Source organism: Flavobacterium frigidum (assembly GCF_048286735.1).
In the GTDB taxonomy this organism is placed as follows: domain Bacteria; phylum Bacteroidota; class Bacteroidia; order Flavobacteriales; family Flavobacteriaceae; genus Flavobacterium.
In genome coordinates this window covers 101586-113329 of record NZ_JBLVPU010000011.1, presented here as the reverse complement: position 1 = coordinate 113329, position 11744 = coordinate 101586, and the positions used below count along the sequence as shown (strand labels likewise).

General features: G+C 33.9%; 5 protein-coding genes. 1 reads left to right on the top strand and 4 read right to left on the bottom strand.

The window, feature by feature from the left end:
• Nucleotides 1–80 precede the first annotated feature (80 nt).
• Together ACNQGO_RS08575 and ACNQGO_RS08570 are read right to left on the bottom strand one after the other, a co-directional pair.
• The gene (locus ACNQGO_RS08575) at nucleotides 81–506 is read right to left on the bottom strand and encodes a response regulator (protein ID WP_417985004.1); all 426 of its coding nucleotides are present in this window, start codon (nucleotides 504–506) and stop codon (nucleotides 81–83) included.
• Nucleotides 506–2221: a PAS domain-containing sensor histidine kinase gene (locus ACNQGO_RS08570; RefSeq protein WP_417985003.1), complete on the bottom strand. Its 1716-nt coding sequence runs from the start codon at nucleotides 2219–2221 to the stop codon at nucleotides 506–508. Before ACNQGO_RS08570 ends, ACNQGO_RS08575 begins: the two co-directional genes overlap by 1 nt.
• Nucleotides 2222–2393: 172 nt before the next feature.
• On the opposite strand from ACNQGO_RS08570, the gene typA reads away from it, so the two are divergent.
• On the top strand, nucleotides 2394–4190 hold the full coding sequence (gene typA, locus ACNQGO_RS08565) for a translational GTPase TypA (RefSeq protein WP_417943742.1): 1797 nt from the start codon (nucleotides 2394–2396) through the stop codon (nucleotides 4188–4190).
• Nucleotides 4191–4431: 241 nt separating this feature from the next.
• Here typA and ACNQGO_RS08560 read toward each other — a convergent pair whose 3' ends face one another.
• Together ACNQGO_RS08560 and ACNQGO_RS08555 are read right to left on the bottom strand one after the other, a co-directional pair.
• Entirely contained in the window at nucleotides 4432–9381 is a 4950-nt protein-coding gene (locus ACNQGO_RS08560; RefSeq protein WP_417985002.1) for a T9SS type B sorting domain-containing protein, read from the bottom strand.
• A 24-nt stretch (nucleotides 9382–9405) separates the two neighbouring features.
• Entirely contained in the window at nucleotides 9406–11736 is a 2331-nt protein-coding gene (locus ACNQGO_RS08555; RefSeq protein ID WP_417985001.1) for a choice-of-anchor L domain-containing protein, read from the bottom strand.
• Nucleotides 11737–11744: the final 8 nt, after the last annotated feature.

Below are 11744 nucleotides of genomic sequence, written 5' to 3'. Positions count from 1 at the left end.
AAAATAAAAGCATTTAGATCTCAATTCAGAGGAGTTAGAAATATAGAATTCTTCCTTTTTAGACTAACTAATATTTATGCTTAATTTTTGCTTCCCCACAGGTTTTGGGATTGATCCTTTAAATATTCAAGCATAGCTTGGGTTATCGGTTTGGATAAAAAATCAATCACCATTGGGTATTGTTTTGATTTTTTTAAATCTTCAGGGTCTATTGTAGACGATAGTACTACGACTTTTATATTTTTGAATTCTGCAAATTCTGGAGTGCTGAAATAATCTAAAAATTCCCATCCACCCATAACAGGCATGTTTAAATCTAAAAAAATTAATTGAGGTAGTGCTTTCGATTGGTTTTCTACTTCTTTTAAAGTCTTGAAGTATTGTAATGCTTCTTCGCCATTTTGCACTGTTATTATTTCATGAGAAAATGATGATTTGATTATTACTTTTTTACATAACATTAGTGTTATCGCGTCGTCATCTATGCATAAAATTATATCTAACATTAGTGTTTGTTTTTAAATGTTAATGTAAAGGTAGTTCCTATATTCACTTCACTATCGATTTCTATTGTACCTCCCATAGTTTCAACTTGCGATTTTACTAAATAAAGACCAAGTCCTTTGCTGTCTGGATAATTATGGAAACGCTGATAAAGTCCAAAAATTTTAGTCCTGTTTCTTTTTAAGTCTATACCGATTCCGTTGTCTTTAAAAATCATCACAACACCATTTTCTGTTTTTTCAGTAGTTATTGTTATTTTAAGCTTTCTGTTTTCGGATTTGTATTTTATTGAATTGGACAAAAGATTGAGTAGAATGCTTTCTAGATAAGCTTTGTTAGTATCTAGAACTAAAACCTTTTCGAAATTGAGTTTAATTATTGGTTTGTGTAATTCGATTTGAGAAGTAAGTTGGCTGAAAACATTTTCAAAAATTTCTTTTATCAAAACCGTTTCTCTCTTAATTGAGGGATTATCCTTTATAATAATGACTTTTACCAAGTCATTGATAGTGTCATTTAATAAATGAGTAGACTTAGTAAAACCATTTAATATTTCTTTTAATTCTGGATTCTCAATTGTGATATCTTCTAATAAGTTTAAAAGTCCAATAAGATTTGATAATGGTGCTCTGAGGTTATGGGATGTTATATAAGAAAATTGTTTTAAGTCTTTGTTGTTTTGAGTCAATTCTCTAATGAGTTGCTCTTTTTCTTTTTCTTGCCTTTTTTCTTCGGTAATATCTCTTTGAATTGAAATCCAATGCGAAAGTTCAGTATCAGAATTGTAAATGGGTATCATAGAAAAGCGTACCCAATACTCTTCTTTATTTTTTGTGAAGCTCGCTGTTTCTATAAAACATTCTTTTTTATTGTGTATAAAAGTTAGAAGCTTGTCAAGTTCGGTCTTATCCGAATTAGGACTGTTAAATGGATTTGCTGGTTTTCCTTTAATTTCATCAAAACTGAATCCGGACATTATTGAAAAAGCAGGATTTACATATAAAATGTTTGGGAATGTCCCGTCTAATGCATTGGCTTCAGTAATGATTATAGAGTCTTTGGATTGCGTAAAAACCGTTTCTAGTAATTTAAGTCTTTGTTCTTCTTCTTTTTGTTTGGTAATGTCTTGTATTGCTCCAATCATCCTGATGGCTTTACCATTTTCATCTTTTAATAAAAAACCACGATCTAAAACGTATTTATAAGAATCATTAGCACATTTGAAACGGTATTGATCTTGCCAATTTTCTGTTTTTTGTTCTATAAATGAGTAGAGTCTTATAGACATTTTAATACTGTCCTCGGGATGAATTTTATCAAACCACCATTTTGAACTTTTTCCAACTTCTTCGTCAGAGTACCCAAAAACATTTTCTATTCCTCTGTTCCAAGAAAAGCTGTCTTCTTGCATTTTCCAATCCCAAATGGTATCGCTAGTGGCTTTTGCAACAATGTCGTATTTTTCATTTGACTCTTTGATTTCATCGTTCGTTTTTTTTAGCTTTTTTACGATAGAGATGTTTCGAGAATCGTTTTTGGATAAAATAGTTTTGAACATTATTCCAGTCAATATAATGAACAAAATATCTTTAATAAAAGTATAGAATTGATAATTAGGATCGGTGTTGTAATGGTATAAAAATTTATAACTAACAATGACTAAAAACACTGCAATTAGTATGTAGATGCTGATTACTTGATTGGTTTTGCTTTTCATTACTCAAATATAATTAATAATTACTTAGTTTGTAAGGAACAGGTATAACTTATTTTTTAGTTTTTCCTAAAGGTCTATTGTTGTGGTTAATGGGTTAAGAATATGTAAACAATTGTTTAAATATTTTTTATATCAAAATAAAGTGTACCTTTGCACCCATTAAAAATCACAGATGGAATCTATTAGAAACATTGCAATTATTGCCCACGTCGATCACGGTAAAACAACTTTGGTTGATAAAATTATGTATCACTGTCAGTTATTTCGTGATAACGAAAATACAGGTGACTTAATCCTTGATAACAACGACTTAGAGCGTGAAAGAGGTATTACCATTACTTCAAAGAATGTTTCTGTAGTTTACAAAGGAACAAAAATCAACATTATCGATACTCCTGGTCACGCTGATTTTGGTGGAGAGGTAGAGCGTGTGTTAAACATGGCCGATGGGGTTTGTCTACTTGTAGATGCCTTTGAAGGACCAATGCCACAAACCCGTTTTGTATTACAAAAAGCGATTGACTTAGGATTAAAGCCTTGTGTTGTAATTAACAAAGTTGATAAAGAAAACTGTACTCCAGAAGAAGTTCATGAGAAAGTTTTTGACTTAATGTTTGAATTAGGCGCCGAAGAATGGCAATTGGATTTCCCAACTGTTTATGGTTCTGCTAAAAATAACTGGATGTCGGATCATTGGGAGAACGTAACTGATAATGTAGAAGCATTGTTGGATATGGTTATCGAGAATGTACCAGCTCCTAAAGTTTCTGAAGGAACTCCACAAATGTTGATTACTTCATTAGACTTTTCAGCATTTACGGGTCGTATAGCTATTGGTCGTCTAGAACGAGGAGTGCTTAATGAAGGTATGCCAATCTCATTAGTAAAAAGAGACGGTACTATCACAAAATCACGTATTAAAGAATTACATACTTTTGAAGGACTTGGTCGTAAAAAAGTACAAGAAGTTATCGCAGGAGATATTTGCGCGATTATTGGAGTTGAAGGATTTGAAATTGGAGATACTATCGCTGATTTTGAAAACCCAGAAGCTTTAAAAACAATTGATATCGACGAGCCAACCATGAGCATGTTGTTTACAATAAATGATTCTCCTTTCTTTGGGAAAGAGGGTAAATTTGTAACCTCTCGTCATATTAGAGACCGTTTGACAAAAGAATTAGAGAAAAACCTAGCAATGAAATTGGGTGAAACTGATTCAGCTGATAAGTTTATGGTTTTTGGTCGAGGAGTACTTCACTTGTCAGTTCTTATTGAAACAATGAGAAGAGAAGGGTATGAATTACAAATTGGTCAACCACAAGTTATTATCAAAGAAATTGATGGTAAAAAATGTGAGCCAATTGAAGAATTGACAATCGATTTACCAGAAACACTTTCTGGAAGAGCGGTAGAGTTTGTTACTATGCGTAAAGGTGAAATGTTGAGCATGGAAACTAAAGGAGAACGTATGATTGTAAAATTCAACATTCCATCTCGTGGAATTATTGGATTGCGTAACCAATTGTTGACTGCAACTGCTGGTGAGGCTATCATGGCGCACCGTTTTATAGGATATGAGCCTTTCAAAGGAGAAATTTCTGGACGTAATAAAGGTTCGTTGATTTCTATGGAAAAAGGAAAAGCTATTCCTTATTCTATTGATAAATTACAAGATCGTGGAAAGTTCTTTGTTGAACCAAATGCCGAAATTTACGAAGGTCAGGTAATTGGAGAAAACTCTCGTGGTGATGATATGTGTGTAAACGTAACGAAAGAGAAAAAACAATCTAACGTTCGTTCATCAGGAAATGATGAGAAAGCAAGAATCATTCCTCCAATTATTTTCTCGCTAGAAGAAGCTTTAGAATACATTCAGAAAGATGAATATGTTGAGGTTACACCGAAATCAATTCGTTTAAGAAAAATATATTTGACAGAAACAGATAGAAAAAGATTTAAATTCTAATTCACCGTAATTACATACTTAATAAGCCATTCTTTCGAATGGCTTTTTTTATGCTTATTTTTCAGTAAAGAAATTTGATCAAATAAAGTTGTTCGAATATTCAGTGTCAACTTTTGTATCTAACACATTCAGCTTTAAATTTTTTTAAATCTTTAGGTTTAAAACTGACTTGTTTATTCTTGTGCACACTTTACATTTGTGTACAAGAATAAACAAGTCTACATTAGTTTTAAAATATATATTATCGTTTTAAACTAAAATGACCTTTTACCTCTCGGCCATTCTCTAATTTTACGGTGTACCAATAATCGTCTGAAGGAAGTGGTTGCCCTGTAAAAGTACCATCCCATCCTTGATCTGTTGGAATGATTTGTTTTAAAAGTTTTCCAAATCTATTGAAAATATAAATGATGGAGTTGCCATTAAAATTAGCACTTAATCCTTTTACGTTCCAGTAATCATTATAACCGTCACCATTTGGAGTAAAAAACTTGGGAACGCCCACAACAGCAATTGTTTTACTAACCGTTCCGCAACCATTTTTATCATTAACGTAAACTATATGAATATCAGCTGTAACATTGTCAAAGAAATTGGAGTCTTGAAAAGGTCCAAAAGGCGAGTCAAGACTATATTCATAAATTCCTTTTCCTGATACATTAACGGTTACTGTGTTTGTATCTGCTAAATCAACTACATCAATGCTGGTAATACTGGCAATATCAGAAGCTGTAACTTTTATAGTTCGAATTCTAGAACATCCTAAAACCGTCGTTACTTCCACAGTATAGGTTCCTTCTTGATTTACATCTAAGGTGTAGTTGTTCTCATTTGGAAGAAGAACATTGTCTTTAAACCACTCATAGGTATAGTCAGTACTTGGGGATCCGTCTTGAATTCCAGCATTTAGTGTTACAAAAAAAGTAGGAAGATTAGAACATACCAATTCGTTTTCGGATCCATCAGCATTTAAGTTTATTGGGGGTAAACTATTTACTATGAAAGGTAAAGTAATTGAAGCTTTACAAGCTGGGTTAGCAGGATTCTCTACAACAGCTCTAATGTTTTGGGTGTTGCTAATGTAGGGATTTGGTAACGGACTAGATAGTGAAGCTCCATTTGCATCAAAATATTTTACAATCATCCCTGTTTGATTTCCTAAAATCGTATTCTGAAAAGTACTAGTATCAAACGCAAACTTGCCATCTTGTAAGAAAGGATCTAATTCATCATCACATACGGTTGTTAAATTTACAGGTACTTGGAAAGCTTCCGGAAGATCGTCAACTGTGAATGTTATCAAAGTCTCGTCAAAACATTTTAATGTTGAATTATTAGTCACAACTGCTTTTATCGTTTGTGTGCCTGTAGTGTAGGTTGACGGAAATGGACTTGATAACGAATTGTTATTTTGATCAAAATAAGTAACAGTAATACTAGTTTGTCCTTGAACTAAATCAGATTCTAAAGTAGCTGTATTAAAAGTATATTTTCCATCTTGGTCATCATCACATTGTCTAGGAATAGTCACAGCGTTTGCAAACGGAAGTTTTTCAACAGTGAGCGATACGTACGGCCCCAAGCCATAACAAGCATTATCTGTATCACTATCTACTCGGCCCCAAATTTCTTGGGTGTTTGTATAACCAATATTTCTGTAATTAGATATATTGTTGATTGCATTTGTTTCTGCTAGTGCATCGGCTTGGTTGCGATAAAATGTTATTGTATAATTTCCCGCTGGTAATAAATTCTTTATATCCTTTTCTGCACTGCTAAAGTCAAAAGTACTTACGCCATCTCTTTTATCATTGCTTGCATTATTATTGCCGTTGATGTCTAAAAAATCGTCACATTGCGTGAACTTTCTATTGAATGTACTAGGAACTTGTGTTGCTAAAACTTTTAGAGTCAATTCAGCTACACTAAAACAACCATTAGAATTAAGTACTCGGGCATATACTTTCATCATACCGGGTGTTGTATTCGTAAAAGCTTTGGGCGTACTAATTAACTCTGAAGCGTTTGCCATTGTAGCGCCGGAAAATGAGGTGTAGTAAGAAAAGGTTTCATTTGCAAAATTGCTTGAAATCTCATCGTTTTTTACCGTTAGATTAAATGTGGTTACCGCATCTAAATCATCGTCACATTGAATGATGGTTATATTATTTACAGTTGGTAACGTATAAACGATTAAAGTAGTATCATTTGAAAGTAAACCACAACTGTTTCCTATTTTGTCTAATTTTACGCGGTACTTATATCCATTCATTGTGTTTGTTACGCTGTTAATAGTCAACTTATTTGTGGTTGATCCTGCATACATTGTATTGTTTGTAATGTCAGTCCATGTTGTTCCATTGATCGAAACTTGCCACTGATAGGTGTTTCCGCCATTATCAGCTAGAGTAATTACCGCATTTTGTTGTTTACAAGTTGGCGATACTGTTGGTTGTGTAGTTATAGCTATAGGCGCAGCGGTATTATAATTGCTATTTGGTGTTGTATATCCCGTACCGCTAGTTACTTGACCATTAGTATTTACTGTAACTGGGCTATTGCCCAATATTCCGTCATTGTTTGGGTCTAAGAATCCGGCTTCGATAACATCGCTGCATAAATCACCATCAATATCTAAATCACGATAATTTTTTATTCCATCAGAATCAAGGTCATTTCCCGTTTCTATTGCATCAAAAATTCCATCGTTATCACTATCTAAATCTAAATAATCACTAACACCATCACTATCAGTATCCACTGGTGTTAGCCCTGGATCGTACGCGTTGTCGATACCGTTTTTATTTGTGTCGCTATTTGTTGCAGCTACGGCAGTGTTTGATTGTGTTTCAATATTGTCAGTAATTCCGTCATTATCGCTGTCGCTGTCTAATTGATCTGCAATCCCATCATTGTCGCTGTCTTTAGGAACGCACACTGCATTGATAGCTAATGTTGATTTATTAGCGTTAGCATCTGATAAGTTTTTGTGTGTAAAAGTTATAGAGTTCGATAAATTGGTTAGAAACTGAAATGTTGCTGTTCCTGCAGCCAATGGAGTTATACTATTTAATCTAAATCTGATTTCAAATGACGAAAATTGCTTTACTCCACTTTCATAAATGCCGTCATAATTAGTGTCAATCAATAGTTGGTCACTTGGATTTAATAACGTGATGGTTTTATTAATATCTGAATTTACTATGTACTCAGCATCTGCATTCAATAAATCAGTTGAATTAGCAATATTTACATATTTCATTTCCAAACTGATTGGATTGGAGAAAGTCATTTTATAACTCACAAAGTTTCCTTTTCCTGCGGGTACATTAGAAATAAAACTTCCGTCACTGTTTCCAATAAATGGCGTTGTACTTGCACTTGTTGACGTCGTAATTGTTCCAGCAAATGAATTGGAATAAAGACCAACTGCGACTGATCCACTAGATGAATTAGAGATATCAATGACTTGATTTCCATAAGATTCAGAACAATTAGTAATACCGTCTTTGTCATTATCAAGATCAATATTGTCGTTTACTGTATCAAGATCTGTATCCGTTTCACAGGTGCTAACAGGTATTAAATCAGACAATACAGGTGGAGAATTACATCCTGAAATACTGCCTCGCACTTGATAGTAACCTGGTTGCGTTGGGGTATATGAATTGCTGTTTGTATTAGGTATTGCGACGTTATTGAAATACCATTCAAAACTATCATAAGATGAAAGTGAACTTACTTTTAGAATAACATTTGGGATGCAATTTGAATTGGAAACTGCAATATTATTACTTACAATTTCTGGTTTTGTATCAAATCCTGAGTAGTAGCCTCCATAAGTAGCTGCTCCATTTGTTCCAAAGTACGAAACATATACCTGTCTAGTAGATTTTATGCTAACATTTCCAGACAAACCATTTACTGTGTAGCGCACAAAATTAGGATTTCCAACTATGGCTACAGCGGGGCCAGCAATAGGATTATTGTTAAGAGTTACAGTTGCGCCAGTCTCCGTTACTATATTTAATCCACCATCATAAAATGTATTCCCAATTTTTTCAATAGATGGAATATTATCAACAATATTTGGTGTTGAACAATTTATTGGTGGTACAAAAAATAAATTTTGATTGGCAGGCGGATTATTACTTGTGTTGCTTCCTCCAATACTTTGGTAGGCAAATACGCTTTCAGAAGTAGTTACGTATAAGTTTCCATTAGTAAATTTGCTTCCGTCAATATCAGCATATTCACCTTTATTTAGTGTTTTAAAAAGAGTAACCCCGTCTAAAAATATTTTTGTATTGTCTTCATTTGCGATCAATAATACACGTTCTATTTCATCTGTGCCAAGACCTTTGACAAAAATATATTCTTTGCCAGTTTTTTCTGCTGAGACGACTTGGTCAAAACCAATATCTCTACCTGTTGGTTGCCCTTGACCATTAACAAATGTGCTGTTACTCCCGCCAAACGAACCTGAATTCACAACAACCGGTTTGTCTGTTACTACTAGAGCACCAATCATTTTTGAACTGTTTGATGGTGTAGTGTTTGGGGAGTTATCCATTGCCAGCACGTAACTTTCATTTTTATTTAGAGTAACTACAATATCGCCAGAAATGACAGTTCCATTAGACAATACTGTTCCATTAGGAATATTAGAGATAGTTACTTTAGTTCCGTTTTCAGTGGATAAAATGGAGGCGAAATTGAGTAAGCTGCTGTCTAAAAGTGGGTTTAACATCGCGCCCAACCTAAATATTTTGCCTAATGCACTATTACCTTTAGACACTAATCCTCCTGCATGAGCAAAAGTACCACTTACCTGATTAAATCCACCATTAACTCTCACGCTAACGTATATTAAATCCTCAGCTTCTACGATATATCCCCTGTTACTTAATATGCCAATATTCGTTTTTGGAGTTACCAGTTGTGTATCTTGGCCCTGACCAATGGTGTAAATGTACGGTGTTGTCTTATTGACCACTCCGGTTATAGTACCGCCTCCAATTGCCATAATTTTAAAATTGACATTGGTAGTACTTGGAGTAGAAATATATAAGTACTGGTCGCCAGCTATATTTGTGGCACAAGCTACTGGTGGTATGTAATGTGTTTTACTGAATTGTGCGAAACAGCCAATTGATAAAAAAGTAAATAAAATGAGTATTGTTTTTTTCATGGGCTAAAAATAGGAAAATTAGTTTTATCTTTTCAAAGAAAAATGACCTTTTACAATTTTTCCATCTTCAAAAGTTAATTTAAACCAATAATCATCAGCAGGTAATGAAATTCCATCAAAGGTTCCATTCCATCCTATATCTGAGGTGTTTAATTGCTTTAGTAATTTACCATAACGATTGAAAATAAATAAGTTTGTTTGGGCAAATTTATCAATATTTTTTATCTTCCAGAAATCATTATAACCATCTCCATTTGGCGTAAAAAACCTTGGATAATCTAAAACGTACGTTGTATTTGGTACTGACAAACCACATCCATTTTTATCACGGGCGTAGATTGTATATTCACCGGCAACAATGTTACTAAAGGTATGATATTCTTGAAAAAAAATACCATCGATAGAAAATTCATAATTTCCAATTCCCGTATATGTAATGACTATTGAATTTTTTTCTCCAGAAAAATCAGTTACTATTGTTCCTGTAATACTTGCAATTTCTGAAACTATAGCCGTATATTTTTTTGTTTTTGAACAACCATTAGCATTGGTGACGGTAACAGAATATTCACCAGGAGTGGTAATAGCGATGGTATTGGTACTTGCTCCTGTGTTCCATAAATAACTTGTAAAACTGGAGTCTACAGCTATCGTTATCGAATTGCCTTCACATAAACCTACAGTTTCATCTTGAAAATTAGGAGGGTCAAAAGAATTCACAACAAGTTCTATAGGTGTGATTGCATAACAATCTGGACCATTTATTATGCGAGCATAAATCGTTTGTTGGTTTCGAATCGTATTATTAAAAATATTGAGAACTTGATTTTGTTGTGTAATAGCATCTTGTGGGTTTAAAAAATACGCTACGATCAGTCCCGAAGGTAATCCTTTAAGAACTTGAGGAGTTGCGTGGGCCTCTAGATCAAATTGTGATAATCCATCTAACGTTCCATCAGTATCGCAGGTAGTAATTGGATTTTGAGGTGCAATAGCAGTACTCGCGATGAGGAGTTTTACTTCGGCATAATTTACGCAATCGAAAGCATTACTCACTCGTGCAAAAACGGACTGATTGACCACCTTATTGCTGTATGCTGTAGGATTAACAATTGGGTTAATTTTTGCCACAGCATCTGCTAATGTTGCGTAGTATACGACTGCGCTTAGATTGGCTGCATTATTTTTTACAATGGCATCTACTTTAGTTAAATTAAAAATTGATATACCGTCACTATCTAAATCGCATTGTGATAGTGCTGTATCGTTTAAGACTATTGCTGCTGCAAACTCGATTTTTATTTCTGCTGTTGTGATACAGCTCGGAGTTAATTGGACTTCTACTTTATAAGTACCTGGACTTGTTGCCGTAAAACTGGAAGAATTATTTATAAATGCAACATTATCTTTGTACCATTTGTAGGTATAACCAAGGCTAGCTGGAAGTTTAGCATCGATGGTATATCCTTCGCCTGAACAAATGGGATTATTATTAGCTAATAATCGGTCTGGTCCTAAATCAATTTTTGGTAAAAAACTGCCTGCTTTGAGGAAAACCGCAGAATCATAAAATCGGTTTCTTTCATCAGCGATTACTAATTTTATATGGTATGTTTTACCTGGCTCCACTTTTGTTTGTGCAGTCAAGATTTTAGTCTGCCCAGCATAATTTGCGGGACTAGTCGCTGTAGTGTAGCCGCCCCAAAATATTTCGTTTTCAGGTCCGCAACTCTTTATTGGTTCTAACGAATTCGGAACAGGATTAATTGTTGGATGTATGTTTTTTGAAGAAACAGGTATGTTTGTGCCCGGAAGCACTGCTAAATTTACATAAGTAGTAGTGTTTACTTCTTTGATTAAAAAAGCGAACCCATCAGAGTAATTACAAGGAAAATCATCTTGATATTCATTAGATGCAAACAGATAATCAAAACTTATAAAGTCTGTTAAAGCTTTGAAGTCAAATTCTAAAACGGTTGCATTTATGGTGTTTGACATATCTAATGCTTTTTCTAAATCAGCATCACCTAACCAAGCAGAACTTCCTCCTCCAAGATTCCTTACAAAAGGTCCTTGCGAATTCTGACTACTCCAAGTACTTAAAACAATTCCTTCAGTAAAAGCAAAACTGCCCCCTTGATTACTAAAATATCCGTAGCTGTTTTGACTACCTGAGAAAGGATCTCCTTTTACTGTAAAATTTGAAACAGTTGCACAAGAACTGTTTACTAAGACATTTTCAATAAGTTGTTGCGCTGTATAGGAGTCATTAACCACAATAGATTGAGCTGTTGCGTCAAATAATGTGCAGTTGATTAAAATAGATAATAATATGAATTTTACACATTTCATCATGTGTAAAG

What these genes read in the sequence shown, in the direction of transcription:
- typA (WP_417943742.1), top strand. Translation starts at nt 2,394, where the DNA reads ATGGAATCTATTAGAAACATTGCAATTATTGCCCACGTCGATCACGGT.
- ACNQGO_RS08555 (WP_417985001.1), bottom strand. Translation starts at nt 11,736, where the DNA reads ATGATGAAATGTGTAAAATTCATATTATTATCTATTTTAATCAACTGC.
- ACNQGO_RS08570 (WP_417985003.1), bottom strand. Translation starts at nt 2,221, where the DNA reads ATGAAAAGCAAAACCAATCAAGTAATCAGCATCTACATACTAATTGCA.
- ACNQGO_RS08560 (WP_417985002.1), bottom strand. Translation starts at nt 9,381, where the DNA reads ATGAAAAAAACAATACTCATTTTATTTACTTTTTTATCAATTGGCTGT.
- ACNQGO_RS08575 (WP_417985004.1), bottom strand. Translation starts at nt 506, where the DNA reads ATGTTAGATATAATTTTATGCATAGATGACGACGCGATAACACTAATG.